This is a genomic window from Afipia sp. GW822-FHT03D08 (assembly GCF_058801645.1).
In genome coordinates, this window is the sequence record NZ_JBXANK010000002.1 from 298,139 (window position 1) to 313,959 (window position 15,821).

The 15,821-nt window shown below is 61.3% G+C and carries 12 protein-coding genes; 7 read left to right on the forward strand and 5 right to left on the reverse strand.

Translation table 11 applies throughout. The annotated features are described in order from the left end of the window. Positions 1 to 120 precede the first annotated feature (120 nt). A complete protein-coding gene (locus AC1RM7_RS16425) occupies positions 121 to 1,890 on the reverse strand; it encodes a glycosyltransferase (protein WP_492839209.1) in 1,770 nt (589 codons plus the stop codon). 100 nt (positions 1,891 to 1,990) lie between these two features. Between AC1RM7_RS16425 and AC1RM7_RS16430 the strand changes: the two genes are divergently transcribed. The 4 genes from AC1RM7_RS16430 (at position 1,991) to AC1RM7_RS16445 (ending at position 5,792) form a co-directional block, all read left to right on the forward strand. Next, positions 1,991 to 3,160: a glycosyltransferase gene (locus tag AC1RM7_RS16430; RefSeq protein WP_024920630.1), complete on the forward strand. Its 1,170-nt coding sequence runs from the start codon at positions 1,991 to 1,993 to the stop codon at positions 3,158 to 3,160. Between the two features lie 130 nt (positions 3,161 to 3,290). After that, entirely contained in the window at positions 3,291 to 3,704 is a 414-nt protein-coding gene (locus AC1RM7_RS16435) for a Zn-ribbon domain-containing OB-fold protein (protein ID WP_024920631.1), read from the forward strand. A gap of 4 nt (positions 3,705 to 3,708) precedes the next feature. Further along, positions 3,709 to 4,848, forward strand: a complete 1,140-nt coding sequence (locus tag AC1RM7_RS16440; RefSeq protein WP_492839206.1) for a thiolase C-terminal domain-containing protein — start codon at positions 3,709 to 3,711, stop codon at positions 4,846 to 4,848. Positions 4,849 to 4,871: 23 nt separating this feature from the next. Continuing rightward, positions 4,872 to 5,792: an SDR family NAD(P)-dependent oxidoreductase gene (locus AC1RM7_RS16445; RefSeq protein WP_006019698.1), complete on the forward strand. Its 921-nt coding sequence runs from the start codon at positions 4,872 to 4,874 to the stop codon at positions 5,790 to 5,792. An 18-nt stretch (positions 5,793 to 5,810) separates the two neighbouring features. On the opposite strand, the gene AC1RM7_RS16450 is transcribed toward AC1RM7_RS16445, so the two are convergent. From AC1RM7_RS16450 to AC1RM7_RS16465, 4 genes are all read right to left on the reverse strand, one after another. After that, a complete protein-coding gene (locus tag AC1RM7_RS16450; protein WP_024920633.1) occupies positions 5,811 to 6,599 on the reverse strand; it encodes a crotonase/enoyl-CoA hydratase family protein in 789 nt (262 codons plus the stop codon). 24 nt (positions 6,600 to 6,623) lie between these two features. Then, positions 6,624 to 9,437 carry a phosphoenolpyruvate carboxylase gene (gene ppc / locus AC1RM7_RS16455; RefSeq protein ID WP_024920634.1) on the reverse strand — a complete coding sequence of 938 codons (2,814 nt, stop codon included), beginning with the start codon at positions 9,435 to 9,437 and terminating at the stop codon, positions 6,624 to 6,626. A gap of 167 nt (positions 9,438 to 9,604) precedes the next feature. Then, entirely contained in the window at positions 9,605 to 11,149 is a 1,545-nt protein-coding gene (locus tag AC1RM7_RS16460; protein ID WP_006019695.1) for an acyl-CoA synthetase, read from the reverse strand. An 11-nt stretch (positions 11,150 to 11,160) separates the two neighbouring features. Then, a complete protein-coding gene (locus AC1RM7_RS16465; protein ID WP_006019694.1) occupies positions 11,161 to 11,970 on the reverse strand; it encodes a crotonase/enoyl-CoA hydratase family protein in 810 nt (269 codons plus the stop codon). A gap of 107 nt (positions 11,971 to 12,077) precedes the next feature. Between AC1RM7_RS16465 and AC1RM7_RS16470 the strand changes: the two genes are divergently transcribed. From AC1RM7_RS16470 to AC1RM7_RS16480, 3 genes are all read left to right on the forward strand, one after another. Continuing rightward, on the forward strand, positions 12,078 to 12,950 hold the full coding sequence (locus AC1RM7_RS16470) for an SDR family oxidoreductase (protein WP_006019693.1): 873 nt from the start codon (positions 12,078 to 12,080) through the stop codon (positions 12,948 to 12,950). Positions 12,951 to 12,994: 44 nt separating this feature from the next. Beyond that, positions 12,995 to 14,224 (forward strand): ABC transporter substrate-binding protein, encoded by a 1,230-nt coding sequence (locus tag AC1RM7_RS16475; RefSeq protein ID WP_006019692.1) that lies wholly within the window; start codon positions 12,995 to 12,997, stop codon positions 14,222 to 14,224. Between the two features lie 121 nt (positions 14,225 to 14,345). Then, on the forward strand, positions 14,346 to 15,770 hold the full coding sequence (locus tag AC1RM7_RS16480; RefSeq protein ID WP_024920635.1) for an amidase: 1,425 nt from the start codon (positions 14,346 to 14,348) through the stop codon (positions 15,768 to 15,770). Positions 15,771 to 15,821: the final 51 nt, after the last annotated feature.

A 15,821-nucleotide genomic window follows, 5' to 3' on the forward strand; every position in this document is an offset into this window, starting at 1 on the left:
ATTCCCGCCGTCAATGACTACGGAAAAACCATAAAAGCAGTCTTTGATCAACGCTGTACGGCCCGTATCCAGTGGCCGAATTGATACAGCCGGAAGAAAAACAGGCCGTATGGAACTAGGTTAATACTGCCTCTGACGTACGCATTGGTACATGTGCGCCGTCCATCGGTTCAATTCGCGGAAAGAAATTTTCGCCGGGAAATCAGCGCCTAGGCCGTATTTACGGATTTGGCTATCGAGGAAAGAGTCATCGGGCGGAGCAAGATCGTGCGGTATTCCGGCACGCCGCCATGCGTCATCGTGAAGATGCAGGAACTGAAAATCGTTGCACAATCGACTCAATTTCTCGGCCCTGTCCGGATTGAACAAATCCGGCACGTCGAACCACGACACAGGACCGAGAGGTATCCTGCCTAAAATTTTACCGTTCAGCTTATGCCGCTCGATGAGCGCCGTGAGCAACGCCGAACCTGATTCTTCCCAGCCGTCCCATGAATTCGAAAGGCTTTCAGTTTCCGCGAGCGCTTCGGTGAGCAATCCATGTCCCGCAGGAAATTTCAGAACACCTGTCGGCACGCGCCCGAAAACATCCGGCCCGGCGAAGAAGACATCGCCCGCTGGAAGATCTGCCTTGAGAAGAAGAACATCAGGATCAATCCACCATCCGCCCATCTTCTGAAGCAGCGCATACCGGAAGAGATTCGCGTGAATGGCGAAGGCGCCCTCATCGCCTAAGGGCCTCAGGACGAGCTCGCCCGGGAGAATTTCCGCCGCATCCTCCACGGATATCCAGCTTGGGGCGTTCAGGTCTCGATTGTAGGAAAACACCTCAACGCGATGTCCACTCGCCGCGAAGCTTTTCAAACACATCAACTGATAGGGACCGATCGCGGCGCCATGCCAGAAAGTTCTGACCGTTTGAGGATCGGCGGCACACGGATGATCCGCCTGCTGCGAAATCCGAGTATGACCGAAGGGGCGCTGGCCCGGTTGCCAGCCGTTGATCTGGATGGATCGGGCCAGTTCATCCAGCGCATCATAGGGTACGCTTTGGGTAGAAAGCTTTTGCTTGAGCTCCTTCATCACCCAGAACTCGCGAAACCATCCTTCAACGGCCTCATATGATAGCCGTGCGCCCTGCGGAACATCGATTTCAAAGCGTTTGAACAGCAAATCCAGGAAACTGCCTTCGGGCGGCCCCAGATTTTTGGGGATGCGCAGCGCACGCCACAGATCATTCCAGAGATGCACGAAGTCGCTTGAAGCCAATCGTGCCAGAGCCGCCTCGCATTGAGCGGGATCGAAGAACATCAGGACTTCGTTGGGATGAATCTCGTACGCGCTGACTTTCGGGCGAACCAGATGATCGATCGCATACTCGGTCGAGAGGCGCGTGATGAGCTTCGGTCCGACAATGCCGTGATCGGCTCCCGGTGCGGCCGTACCTGCCGCCGGCAGCAACCTCATCGCCTCATCGATCGCAGCCGTCATGATCGGTGACCCTGCGGGAAACTTCATGACAGCGGCGTTGACGATGCCGTCCTCCTGATAAGCGAGATAGACTTTGTCGTCGGGCAATGCTGCTTTCATCACCACGATGTCGAGATCCATATACCAGCCGCCAAATTTCTGGATGGCGAGATACCTGAACAGATCGGAATGCAAAGCGAGCGAAAGATCCCCGTCCTTGTGATGGAATTGATAGAGCGGGCCGGACAGAACCTCGCGCGCGTCTGCAAGCTCGACGCCTTCGGGCACGTTGAGAGTCTTGTTGTAAGTGTACAGCAGAACGCGCGCGCCGGCGGAGACCGCGCTGCGCAATGACAAATCCTCGTAATAGCTGAGATCCGGGCCCGTCCAGAAAGTATGCACGTCCTGGCGGAGCTTCACGGGAGAAGATGGCCGCATGAGATTGCCTTTTGATGCTCAGTCATTATAGCCAGTATTCCGGCCTGCGTTGTCAACGCAAAGTGGAAAGCAAAGCGCCGCTATGAAGACCGTTCTGTTTGCCTGGGAGCACGGCGGCGGCTTTGGCCATATCGCTAATCTGGGACGCTTCGCTGCGCTGCTGAAGCGGCCCGATGTGCGCGCGGTCTTTGCGCTCAAAAATCCGGAAGCAGCATATCTGCTGGATGCAAACGCAGAGGTTCTTCAGGCTCCGCCGTGGCCGACGGCACAATCATTCCGCTCAACTGCCACGATGCACGATCAACTGGCCTCGGCCGGTTTGAGTGATGAGCATGGCCTGCGATCGCTGCTGCAATCGTGGGACAACATCCTGAAAGCCGTCTCTCCGGATCTTGTCGTCGCGGACTATGCACCCGCTGTGAGCCTGATGGCGCGCGACCGGATTCCGCTGATCGTGGTCGGAAACGGATACACAGCCCCTCCCGGCGAAATGAAACGCTTTCCGCCGCTCCATCGTGTCCACCCACCGCGCTGGAGCGAAGACGAAACGCTGGTAACGGTCAATCGGGTGCTGCAATCCCTGGCCCGGCCACCGCTCGAGCGGCTGCCGCAGATGTTCGCCGGCGACGTACAGATTGTTCTGACGTTTCCGGTGCTCGACCCCTACGATCTGCAAAGATCGGAACCACTCGCCGGCCCGATCATCGACAGTCCGCCGCTTGAACCCCAGAAGAATGCAGATGACATCTTCGTCTACCTGTCGCGAGCCGTGTTATCCGCGCTACCCTTCGATCTTGTTTCGGCATTGCTCCCAGTTGCCGAACGTCTAGTCATTTCCGCTCCGGACCTCGCGAGCGAGCAGTCCGAAAATCTGTCGCGTCGCGGAGCACGGGTCTTCGCGCAGCACCTGCCGCTCAGCGAAACACTGGCATCGGCGCGGCTTGCGATTCACTTCGGTGGTGGCGGACTGGCGGCGCATGCCATCGCCGCCGGCGTTCCTCAGCTGGTCGTCGCGACCCATATCGAACAGCTTCTGAACGGACTTCAGCTCGAGAAGGCAGGCCTCGGAAAAGTCATCGACAGTTTCATGCCGCAGGTCGACATCTCGAAGCCGCTGGAAGCGATCCTTACTGACGATCATATCCGACAGCAGACAGCGCAGGCCGGGCACGAACATCGCGACATGCTGAAAACAATGAAGCCGCTGGAAACATTTGAAGCCGCGGCCTTGAGACTTCTCGGCAATAGCTGAGCGCCGCTCAGCAACCCTGCATGCCCGCCCCTATTTTCCGGCGCAGGAAGGCCACTTGCCTCGGCGGGGAATACCTGCATAAAGTTAATCGACCAATTAACAAAAGCGAACGATCAGGGAGAGACTGCAGATGGCTGCACCTTCGCGCGCCTTGCCGGTGCCAACGCCCGAAACCCAGCATTTCTGGGACGGCACACAGTCAGGGGAACTTCGTCTGCAGCGCTGCGACGATTGCTCCAACGTCTATTTCCCGCCCCGCCCGTTCTGCCCGTCATGTGCGTCGCGCAGGGTCAGCGTCTTCAAGGCCAGCGGCAAAGGCAAGCTCTACAGCTACGTGATCAATCATCGCCCCGCCGCGCCGGGATTTACCCCGCCTTACGCCATCGCCGTGGTTGAACTCGATGAAGGTCCGCGGATGATGAGCAATATTCTCGATTGCCCGCAGACGCCCGAAGCGCTCGTGCTCGACATGAAACTCGAAGTCGCATTCGAGAAAGTCAGCGACAAGATCACCCTTCCCCAGTTCCGCCCGGCGAAGGGTTAAGACCATGCGCAGAAATCAGGTTGCCGTCGTCGGTGCGGCCGAAACCACCAAACTTGGCGTCATCCCCGACATGTCGCAAATCCAGTTGCATGCGGACGCCGCGCTCAATGCGCTGGCGGATGCCGGCCTGAAGCTGTCGGACATCGACGGTATCGCCACTGCGGTCGAAACGCCGCAACAGCTCGCACACTACCTCGGCATCACACCGACATGGGTTGACGGCACGTCGGTCGGCGGCTGTTCGTTCATGCTGCATGTCCGCCACGCCGCGGCGGCGATCGAGGCCGGCCTGTGCAAGACGGTCCTCATCACCCACGCAGAAAGCGGCAAGTCGATGATCGGCAAACTGCCGCGCTCGATTCCCGCCGACAGCCTGCAGGGCCAGTTCGAAGCCCCCTTCGGCGTCTACGGTCCGCCCAGCATGTTCCCGATTCCCGTGTTGCGCTACATGAAGACCTACGGCATCACCCACGAGCAGATCGCGATGGTGTCGGTGGTTCAGCGTGAATGGGCCGCGAAGAACCCGCGCGCGATGATGAAAGACCCGATCACGGTCGAGGATGTACTCAACTCGCGGATGATCGCCTACCCGTTCCGCATTCTTCAGTGCTGCCTCGTCACCGATGGCGGCGGCGCGCTGATCCTGACCAGCGCCGACCGCGCCAAGGATTTCCCGCAAAAGCCGGTCTACATCCTCGGCACCGGCGAGAGCGTCGAGACGCCGATGGTCAGCCAGATGGAAACCTTCAACTCGTCCCGCGCGTTCAAGGTGGCGGGCCCGACGGCGTTCCGCGAGGCCGGCATCGCCCACAAGGACGTCGATCACCTGATGATCTACGATGCCTTTGCGCATCTGCCGCTGTTCGGCCTCGGCGATCTCGGCTTCATGCCGCATGAGGAAACCGGCAAGTTCATCGCCGACCGCAACACCGCCATCGGCGGCACGCTGCCGATGAACACCAATGGCGGAGGCCTCAGCTACATGCATTCGGGCATGTATGGAATGTACGCCTTGCAGGAAAGCGTGCGGCAGATGCGCGGCATTGCACCGGCACAGGTGCCGGGCGCGAAGATTTCGGTCTGCCATGGCGTCGGCGGCATGTTCGCCGCCAGCGGCGCCATCATTTTCACCAACGAACGCTGACAGCGAAAACAGGAGCCAACATCATGTCGAACAAGAAATCGCTGGACGGCAAGGTCATCGTCGTCACCGGCGCAGGCCGTGGCATCGGCCGTGAGATCGCGCTGCTCGCCGCCGCCGAGGGCGCCAAGGTCGTGGTCAACGATCCCGGCGTCGCCGCCGACGGATCGGGCACCAACGCGGCACCCGCAGAGGAAGTCGTTGAGGAAATCAAGAAACGCGGCGGTACCGCTGTCGCCAACTTCGAGTCGGTTGCCGAAGCGATCCCCGCCAGCAAGATCATCAAGCAGGCCGTCGATACCTACGGCAAGCTGGACGGCGTGGTGAACAACGCTGGCATCCTGCGCGACGCAATCTTCCATCGCATGAGCGTCGAGGCGTTCGAATCCGTCATCAAGGTCCACCTGCTCGGCTCATTCTACACCTCGCACGCTGCCGCCCGCATTTTCCGCGAGCAGGAGAGCGGCGCGTTCGTGCACTTCACGTCGACATCGGGCCTGATCGGCAATTTCGGCCAGGCGAATTATTCCGCCGCCAAGCTCGGCATCGTCGGCCTCTCGAAGTCGATCGCGCTCGACATGGAGCGCTTCAATGTGCGCTCGAACTGCGTGTCGCCGTTCGCATGGAGCCGTCTGATCGGCACCATTCCGACCGAAACCGAGGAGGAAAAGGCCCGTGTCGCGCGCATGCAGCAGATGGGGCCGGAGAAGATCGCGCCATTGTCGGTGTTCCTGCTTAGCGATGCCGCCAAGGACGTCACCGGGCAGATTTTCGCGGTCCGCATGAACGAAATCTTCCTGATGGGTCAGTCGCGCCCGCTGCGCTCGATCCACCGCGATGGCGGCTGGACGCCGCAGACCATTGCCGAACACGGCATGCCCGCGCTGAAGTCGTCGTTCTACAAGCTTGACCGCTCCGCCGATATCTTCTCGTGGGACGCGATCTAGGAGAACGGGCGGCCGGCCTTACCTGAAGGACCCGTGCCGCCCCTGTCCGCTGGCGAAACGTTTGGCGCCTTCCAGCGTTTCGCCGGAGCCGATCACACCGAGACCACCCTGCATCTCGTCGTTGATCGCATCCTCTTCTTCGAGATCCCATTGACGCAGCGCCGAACGCTTGTCGTTGCGCAAGCAGGCCTGGGGAAAGCGCGCCAGTTCCTGCGCCAAAGCGATAGCATGCGCCCGCGCCTCGCCTTTCGGCACAAGCCGATTGGCGATCCCGATGTCGAACGCTTCCTTTGCGTCAACCGGCCGTCCCGTGAGTATCAAATCCATCGCGCGTGAATGGCCGATCAAACGCGGCAACCGGATGGTGCCGAGATCGATCAGCGGCACGCCGAAGCGGCGGCAGAAAATACCGAAAGTCGCGCCCTCGCCCACCACGCGCATGTCGGCCCACAGCGCCAGTTCCATGCCGCCTGCGACGGCGTGACCCTCGACCGCCGCAATCACCGGCTTGCTGAGACGCAGACGGCTCGGCCCCATCGGCGCGATGGTATCGTGGCCGCCGAGCTCCCGCTTCTTCTCGCGATCACCGATCGCCACAGCTTTAAGGTCCGCGCCGGCGCAGAACGCGCCGCCAGTGCCCGTGAACACCGCGACTGACGAATTCGGATCGGCATCGAAAGCGCGAAAGGCATCGAACAGTCGGCGCGCCGTGGCGCCATCGACAGCATTCTTGCGGTCCGGCCGATTGATGGAAACGATGGTAACGGGTCCCTCGTGCTCGACAAGAATGGTGTCAGTCTCGGTCATCGATACCTCCCGTTGTTATTGATTTTAGCCGCTGTTGCGCAGCCCCGCGGAAATTCCGTTGATGGTGAGCTGGATGCCGCGAAGCACCTGTTCGTCGGTGCTTTGCGACCGGTGCGCCTGTAACAGTTCGACCTGCACATGGTTCAGCGGATCGAGATACGGGAAACGATTGCGGATCGAACGCTCAAGCAACGGGTTTCCCTGCAACAGCCGGTCGTGGCCCATGATGGTCAGCAGCGTCTCGATCGAACCATGCCACTCGGCGCGGATACGACCGAAGATCATGGTGCGCAGCTTTTCGTCCGGCACCAGGTCAGCATAGCGCGATGCGATGGCGATGCTGCTCTTTGAGAGCACCATGTCCATGTTCGACAGCAGCGTCTGGAAGAACGGCCACTCGCGATAGAGTTCCTGAAGAAACGCGATGCCCTTGTCCGGATGCTGCTTGACCCATGCATCCACCGCGCTGCCGAAGCCATACCAGCCCGGCAGCATTAGGCGGCATTGCGCCCAACTGAAGACCCAGGGAATCGCGCGCAGATCCTCGATCCTGCGCGTTTTGGTGCGCGAGGCCGGACGGCTGCCGATATTGAGCGTCGAAATCTCGCTGATAACGGTGGAGGCCCAGAAGTAATCCTCAAAGCCTTCGGTTTCATAGACGAGATTGCGATAGGCCGCATAAGCGAGATTGGAGAGTTCCTCCATCGCGGCGATGTATTCGTCACGCGGAGCGGAATGCTTCGGCTGCAACAGGCTCGCCTCCAGCGTCGCAGCGGCGAGAATTTCGAGGTTGTGGCGCCCGACATCGGCGTTCGAGTACTTGCTCGAAATGATTTCGCCCTGCTCGGTGATGCGGATCTGCCCGTTCACCGCTCCGCCCGGCTGCGCCAGGATCGCGTCGTAGCTTGGACCGCCGCCGCGACCGACCGAGCCGCCGCGCCCGTGAAACAGCCGCAGGCGCACGCCATGACGCTCGAACACCTCGACAAGGCTGATCTCGGCTTTGTAAAGCTCCCAGCCCGAGGTGACGAAGCCGCCGTCCTTGTTGCTGTCGGAATAGCCGAGCATGACCTCCTGAAGGCCGCCGCGACTGTCAACGAGACGGCGATATTCCGGCAGCGAGAAAAGGCTGTCCATGATCTGCGCGCACTGCCGCAGATCGTCGATGGTTTCGAACAGCGGCACGATGTTGAGACGGCTGGTGCCGTCCGGCGCGACCAATCCCGCTTCCTTCAGGAGAACCGCGACCTCAAGCAGGTCCGACACGCCCTCCGTCATCGAGATGATGCATTGGGGAATGACCCCGCTGCCGAATGTCGCATGCGCTTCCGCCGCCGCGCGCAGCACAGCGAGTTCCTTGATCGTTTCCTCACCGTAAGCAACGAACGGCGAAGCCAGCGGACGCGCGGTGTTCAACTCGCGCGCCAGCAACGCGATGCGCGCGTCTTCCGGCATCTCTCCGTAGCTGGTGCCCGGTGCTGCGGCCTCAAACAATTCGGCGATGGTCCGCTCGTGTACGGCAGAATTTTGCCGCATGTCGAGCGTGGCAAGGTGAAAGCCGAAACAGTCCACCGCCCGGCGCAGATGCCGCAGACGTCCGCGCGCGATCACCAGCGAGTTGTTGGCGACCAGCGACGCATGCAGCACGTCGAGATCGCGAGCAAGTTCATCCGGACCGGCATAGGCCATCGCGGCACCAACCGGCGGCCGGCTGGTTTCGATCTTGAGTTTCAGCGCCGTTGCCGCCAGCCGTGCGTAGATGCCGGAGACCGCGAGCCGGTAAGGCTCGCCGCTGCGATGGGGCGACGGGTCCGGGGATTGCCCCGCAAGGGCACGCAGTTCGGGCGACACATCGGCAAGATGGGCCGCGAGCGACAGTTCCGCGCCGAGTTCATGCAGTTCCGCAAGATAGAAGCGAAGGATGCGCGTGGCATGCAGATTCAGCGCACCGCGCATGACCTCCGCCGTTACGAACGGATTGCCGTCCCGGTCGCCGCCGATCCAGCTTCCCATTTTCAGGAATGTCGCAAGCTCCGGGACATCGTGCGCATCGACGGCCGTGCCGCCCTCTTCGGCCAGACGATCCTCCAGAGAACAGTGCAGCCGAGGCACCTCACGCAGGAACGTGTAGTCATAGAACGAAAGACCGTTGGAAACCTCGTCCAGCACCGTCAGCTTGGTGCGCCTCAAAAGATTGGTCTGCCACAGCGTCACCACGGCGCGGCGCAACTGCTCGTCGCTGGCCGCGATCTCGTCCGCAGTCATCTGGGTCCGGTCGCGGATATTGAGGACGGACGCGATCTCCATTTCGCGGTCGATCGTGCTCTTGCGGCGGACTTCGGTCGGATGCGCGGTGAGAACCGGGCTGACCTGCGCCTTGGCAAAGAACCCCCGCAATGCATCGGCATCGATGCCCGCGTCCCGCGCGCGCACGAGCGCCCGCGTCAGGGTGCCCGGGCGCGCGGCAGTGCCCGCCATGTCCTGTGCGCGGCGCTGACGGATGTTGTTCTGGTCTTCCGCGATATTGGCCAGATGCGAAAAATAGCTGAACGCGCGAACGATGCGGACGGTGTCGGCGATCGACATGCCGTCGAGAATGGCCTCAAGCTCGCGGCGGGCCGGCTTGTCGTCGTCACGGTGGAAGCGGATCGAGGTCTGCCGGATGCGCTCGACCAGATCGAAAACGTCCGCCCCTTCCTGGTCTCGGACGGTGTCGCCAAGAATACGCCCCAGCCGCCGGATGTCCGCGCGCAGCAGCGCGTCGTCGTCGGAAGCGGCCGGATCGCCGCCGCGAAACTTTGCGTCCCGGAGATCGGACTGTTTCGCTTCGTACGACATGACGCCATCCCGTGAGAGGTGTTCCGATCCTTCTCAAGTCGCAATTTTTCCTCGCGGGCGCAAGCGCCGGAATGCTCATGTCGGGTGCATTCCGCGCAACGATTTTGCGCCCGGCTTTTGATTTTGTCGTGTTTTCTTCACGCCGCCCAAGACCCGCCTGAAACGGCCTAGATTTTGCGCCCCGCCCGCTCCCAATACGGATCGCGTAGCCGCCGTTTGAAGATCTTGCCGGAGTCCTCGCGCGGCAGGCTGGCCTGAACTTCGATGTGCTTGGGCACCTTGTAACCCGCCAGCGAAACCTTGAGTTGCTCACGGATCGCCGCGACGTCGAGCGTGGCACCCGGTTGCGGCTCGACCACCGCCATCGGCGCCTCGCCGAATTCCTCATCGGGAATCCCGAACACGGCGCAGTCGTGAACGCCGGAAATTCCGTGCAGCACCGCTTCGATCTCCGCCGGATAGATATTGACGCCGCCGGAAATCACCATGTCGCGCTTGCGGTCACAGATAAAAACGTAGCCGTCGGCGTCGATATAGCCAACATCGCCGCTGGTGATGAAACCGTCGCGCTCGATCTCGGACCGCTTCTCGGGCCGGTTGTGATAGGTGAAGTCCGGGTTCGCAGCGATGCGCGAGTAGATCTCGCCGATCTCGCCCTGCGGCAGAATCCGGCCATCCTCGCCGAGGAAGCGCAATTCAGCGCCCGGGGAAATCCTGCCCACCGTGCCCGGCTTCTTCAGCGCGTCTTCCGAACTCGCGAACGTTACCGCGCCGGATTCGGTGCTGCCGTAGAATTCGTAGATCACCGGACCGAACCATTCAATCATGGCCCGTTTGACGTCCGCGGGGCATGGCGCTGCTGCATGGATGACGTGGCGCAGCGACGAGACGTCATAGGATTTGCGGACCTGCTCGGGCAGCTTCAGAAGCCGGGTGAACATCGTCGGCACCATGAAGACGTTGTCGATCTTCTGCTGGTCGATGATCCGCAGAAACTCCTCGGCCTCGAAGCGCGGCATCAGGATCGTCACATCACCGAGCCGCCCGGCGCGCAGGCCGAATGCGTTCGGCGCCGAATGATACAGCGGCCCGGGCAGCAGTGCCCGCACGCCCGGCTTCAATCCGTAGATCAACGCGCGCATCGCTTCCATCGATGCGCTCTGCTCTGGCGTCGGCGCATCGCGCTTCACGCCCTTGGGGTGCCCGGTGGTGCCGGACGTGTAGATCATGTTCTGCGGCTGGGGCAGCGCGGGACCGTCGTAAGGCGTTTGCTGCGCGAGCCACGTATCGAAACCGACCGCTCCGCGCGCCGATGCACGGAGCGCAGGATCGATCCGGTAGGTGGCAACGATTTCCGGCGGCGGCGGTACGCTGAGCATCGTGACACCCGCAGGAACCACACCATCGAGCCCATGCAACAGATCGCTGTGACCGATCAGAACGCGCGCACCGGAATCGTCCATGACATAAGCGATCTCGTCCGCTTTGAAGTGCCAGTTGATCGGTACGGCATACGCCCCGAGCGTCATCACCGCATAAGCCGCTTCAAGGAACACGATATCGTTCCGCATCAGGATGCCGACGCTGTCGCCTTGCCTGATGCCGAGCCGCTCAAGCCCGCCCGCGATCAGGCGGGCGCGCTCATTGACCTCATCACGGGACTTGCGGCGATCGCCGCTGACGATCCCCGTCGCTAACGCCGGCGCTGACATGCCGCGTCCGTTCAGTTCGAGCCATCGGCAAATTTCGGCGCACGCTTCTCGATATTGGCGCGCACCGCCTCGATCTGGTTAGGCGTTCCCATCACCTTCATCTGCTCAACGGATTCCGCCAGCAATGCCGGACCGGGATCGCCGCCAAGACCATTGAGCATCCGCTTGATGCCGCGAATGGCGTCCGGATTTTTGCCGGCGATCTCGCGCGCGGCCGCCAGAGCCTCCGTGCGCGGGTCGTCGCAAATCCGTGTCGCAAGGCCATAACTCATTGCCTCTTGCGCGGAGAAAATCCGGCCGGTGAAGGCAAGGTCGCGCAGGATGTCGTCGCGCACGAGACGGGCGAGGATCGGCGTTCCCGCCATATCAGGCACCAGGCCCCATTTGATTTCCGTCACAGACATTCGGGTGTCAGGCGCGAGGAAACGCATATCTGCGCCGATCGCCAACTGGAAACCGCCACCGAATGCAACGCCGTGCACGGCCGCGATCACCGGCACGGGCAACTGCCGCCAGCCCCACACCGCCTGCTGCGAGTGATTGGCCAGACCGTGCGTCCGCTTGGCAAGATCGCGCAGATCGCTGGTGCCGTCGTTCATTGCGGCAAAACGCCCCATATCGAGGCCGGCGCAGAACGCGCGCCCCTCGCCGGACAGCACAACCGCACGCAGACCTTTCTCGGTCCTGAGCCGCTCGGCCGTGTCCACCAACGCATTGAACATCGGCGCATCCAGCGCATTCATCTTGTCCACGCGGACCAGCCGGACATCGGCAACCCCCTCCGACATCGAAACCGTGATGCGCTCGCTGGTGGCTGTCATGGCGTTCTCCCTCAGTTTTTGATCTCTTCTCTTTACAGGGTTAGCCCACCCTGTTTTAATTAATCAACTAACTAATCAAACAATATTGTTCAGGGCAGGATTGCACCATGTTCACAGATCGTCTTCTTGCGGGCCGCAAAATCCTGGTGACCGGTGGCGGCACCGGCCTCGGCAAGGCCATGGCGGCCAAATTCCTCAGCCTTGGCGCTGAAATCCACATTTGCGGTCGCCGCAAGGGCGTCTGCGAGGAAACCGCCGCCGAACTGATGAAGCTGCATGGCGGCAAGGTTACGGCCCATGGCGTCGATATCCGCGACGCCGCCGCCGTCGACGCGATGATCGAGGAGGCGTTCAAGGACGGCCCCCTCACCGACCTGATCAACAATGCCGCCGGCAATTTCATCTCGCGCACGCAGGATCTGACGCCGCGCGGTTTCGATGCGGTCGCCAATATCGTGATGCACGGCACATTCTATGTCACCCATGCGGTGGGCAAGCGCTGGATCGCTGGCGGTCACCGCGGCAATGTCGTGTCGATTACAGTGACATGGGTGCGCAACGGCAGCCCCTACGTGGTTCCCTCGGCCATGAGCAAGTCCGCGATCCATGCCATGACCATGTCGCTTGCCGCCGAATGGGGCCGCTATGGCATTCGTCTCAACACCATCGCGCCGGGCGAAATCCCGACCGAAGGTATGAGCAAGCGCATCAAGCCCGGCGATGAAGCCGGCGCGCGCACCATCGCCATGAATCCGATGGGCCGTGTCGGCTCCATGGAAGAACTGCAAAACCTCGCGACTTTCCTGATTTCCGGGGGCTGCGACTGGATCAACGGCGAGACCATCGCGATGGACGGCGCCCAGGCGCTGGCCATGGGCGGCAACTTCTACCAGTTGCGCGACTGGAGTGATGCGGACTGGAAAGCCGCACGTGACGCCATCATGGCGCAAAACGAAAAGGACAAGGCGAAGCGCGCTTAAGCTCCGCCGCGTCTACAAAAATAATAGAAACAGGGAGACACCGAATGCGTTTGACGAAACCGCTATGCGCTGTTGTTACCGCAGGATTTCTGGTTGCCGCGACCGGAAGCGCCATGGCGCAGAAAAAATACGATACCGGCGCGACCGATACGGAAATCAAGATCGGCAACATCATTCCCTATAGCGGCCCGGCCTCGGCTTACGGCGTCGTTGGCAAGGCGATGGAAGGCTACTTCAAGAAGGTCAATGATGACGGCGGTATTAATGGCCGCAAGGTCAAATTCATTTCCTATGACGACGCCTACAGCCCGCCCAAGGCTGTCGAGCAAACGCGCAAGCTGGTCGAAAGCGACGAAGTGCTGCTGGTGTTCGGTGCGCTCGGAACGCCGTCGAACTCGGCGATCCACAAATACATGAACGCAAAGAAGACGCCGCACCTGTTTCTCGCCACCGGCGCGACCAAATGGAACGATCCGAAATCGTTCCCGTGGACCATGGGCTGGCTGCCAAGCTACCAGAGCGAAGCGCGCATCTACGCGAAGTATCTCCTGAAGGAGAAGCCGAACGCAAAGGTCGCCGTGCTCTATCAGAACGACGACTTCGGCAAGGACTACCTCAAGGGCGTGCAGGACGGCCTTGGCGACAAGAAGTCCATGATCATCGCCGAGGAAAGCTACGAACTATCCGAGCCGACGATCGATTCGCACATCGTGAAACTCAAGACCCTGAATCCTGATGTACTGCTGATCTTCACCACGCCGAAGTTCGGCGCGCAGACCATCAAGAAGGTCGGCGAGCTTGCCTGGAAGCCGGTGATGATCATTTCGAACGTCAGCGCTTCGACCGCCACGGTGATGAAGCCTGCCGGATTCGATAACGCGCAGGGCGTGATTTCCGCCGCCTACGCCAAGGATACGTCAGATCCGCAGTGGGACAACGATCCCGGCATGAAGGAATACAAGGCATTTCTCGCCAAGTATGTCCCCGAAGCCAACGTCGCGGACAGTTCGGCCCTCACCGGCTATAACATGGCGCAGACCATGGCCGTTGTACTGAAGCAATGCGGCGACAATCTCACCCGTGAGAACGTCATGAAGCAGGCGGCCAGCATCGGCGGAATTCAGCAAGGCGGCTTGCTGCCGGGCGTCCTGATCAAGACCGGCGAGGCCGATTTTGCCCCCATCGAGCAATTGCAACTGATGCGCTTCAAGGGCGAGCGCTGGGAATTGTTCGGTGAGGTTCAGGACGGCGAAGCCTCCAGCGTCAAGCGCTGATCTACGCTCCGCGCTGACGTGATCTGATCAGGCGAGGCGGAATCCGTTTAATTTCGCCTCGCCATTCAGACGCCTCCCGTTATATTGGCATCAAAGCAGCCAACAAACGGGAGGTAATTTCGTGGGATCCAGTGAAGAACTCGTGCAGGCAACGGCCTGCGATATCGTCGAGCGGCTGCGCAAGAACGAGATTACACCCCACGACCTGCTCGACGCGCTGGAAACCAGAATTCGGAAAGTAGACGGCGAGGTCAATGCTCTCCCCATTCTCTGTTTCGATCGCGCCCGCGACCACGCCGACGAGCTGATGAAAAAGCCGGTCGCCGAACGCGGCCTGCTTGCCGGTATGCCCGTCCCGATCAAGGACCTCACCGACGTTGCCGGCGTGCGGACCACGCAGGGGTCGCCAATCTTCAAGGACGTCGTCGCCAGCAAATCCAACATCGTGGTCGAAAACCTCGAGACCAACGGCGCGATCGTTTACGCCAAATCCAACACACCGGAATTCGGCGCCGGTGCCCAAACCTTCAATGAAGTGTTCGGCGCGACGCGAAACCCGTGGAATCTCTCCCGCTCCGCCTCCGGCTCATCAGGCGGCGCGGCGGCCGCGCTCGCCAGCGGCACGGCATGGCTGGCGCACGGCACCGACGTCGGCGGCTCGCTGCGCAATCCCGCCAGCTTCTGCGGCGTGGTCGGCATGCGTCCCAGCATCGGCCGGGTTGCGCATTCGCAAGCGGCAAAAGTCGATCGCACGCTCAGCGCCGACGGGCCGATGGCCCGCAATGTCGAAGATCTGGCGCTGCTGCTGGATGCCATGTCCGGCGAACACATCGGCGACGCGTTGTCATTGCCACGCTTGCCGACCTCCTTTCTCTCTGCCGCACGTTCGGGCGCGAAACCGAAACGCATCGCCTACTCCGCCACACTCGGCATCTCGCCGGTTGACCCGGAGGTCGCCGAGATCACGCGAAAGGCCGCGCACCGCTTTGCGGAAGCTGGCGTGATCGTCGAGGAAGCGCATCCTGATTTCAGGGAAGCCGTGGAATGCGCCCATGTGCTGCGCGCCTATGACTATGTGCTGACCAAAGGCAAATTGCTCAAGTCGCATCGCGACCAGTTGAAGCCGGAAGTGATCTGGAACATCGAGGAAGGTCTAAAACTCACTCTCGCAGACATCGAGCGGGCCGAGGCGCAGCGGGTGACCCTGATGAATCGCGCCCTCGCCTTCTTCGAGACTTACGACCTGCTGCTCTGTCCGACCACCATCGTCGCACCATTCCCGGTCGAGCAACGCTATCTCGCCGAGTGCAACGGCGTGAAGTTCGACAACTATGTCGGCTGGCTCGCCATTGTGTCCGCCGTCACGATTGCCTGCTGCCCCGGTCTTTCGATTCCCTGCGGGTTCACCCGCGAGAATCTGCCGGTGGGATTGCAGATCGTCGCGCCGCCGCGCGGCGAGGCCCGCGCACTTGCTGGCGGCAAGATTCTGGAGAATATCCTCGGATTAGGCGCCATCACCCCGATCGATCCGCGGCCGGGCAAGTGATTGCGGAGCGGCCTTGCAATCAACGGCTCTGCGTGAAAGATACGGCACCCG

Coding starts and splice junctions, on each gene's coding strand:
- AC1RM7_RS16430 (WP_024920630.1), top strand. CDS start 1,991: ATGAAGACCGTTCTGTTTGCCTGGGAGCACGGCGGCGGCTTTGGCCAT.
- AC1RM7_RS16435 (WP_024920631.1), top strand. CDS start 3,291: ATGGCTGCACCTTCGCGCGCCTTGCCGGTGCCAACGCCCGAAACCCAG.
- AC1RM7_RS16440 (WP_492839206.1), top strand. CDS start 3,709: ATGCGCAGAAATCAGGTTGCCGTCGTCGGTGCGGCCGAAACCACCAAA.
- AC1RM7_RS16445 (WP_006019698.1), top strand. CDS start 4,872: ATGTCGAACAAGAAATCGCTGGACGGCAAGGTCATCGTCGTCACCGGC.
- AC1RM7_RS16450 (WP_024920633.1), bottom strand. CDS start 6,599: ATGACCGAGACTGACACCATTCTTGTCGAGCACGAGGGACCCGTTACC.
- ppc (WP_024920634.1), bottom strand. CDS start 9,437: ATGTCGTACGAAGCGAAACAGTCCGATCTCCGGGACGCAAAGTTTCGC.
- AC1RM7_RS16460 (WP_006019695.1), bottom strand. CDS start 11,149: ATGTCAGCGCCGGCGTTAGCGACGGGGATCGTCAGCGGCGATCGCCGC.
- AC1RM7_RS16465 (WP_006019694.1), bottom strand. CDS start 11,970: ATGACAGCCACCAGCGAGCGCATCACGGTTTCGATGTCGGAGGGGGTT.
- AC1RM7_RS16470 (WP_006019693.1), top strand. CDS start 12,078: ATGTTCACAGATCGTCTTCTTGCGGGCCGCAAAATCCTGGTGACCGGT.
- AC1RM7_RS16475 (WP_006019692.1), top strand. CDS start 12,995: ATGCGTTTGACGAAACCGCTATGCGCTGTTGTTACCGCAGGATTTCTG.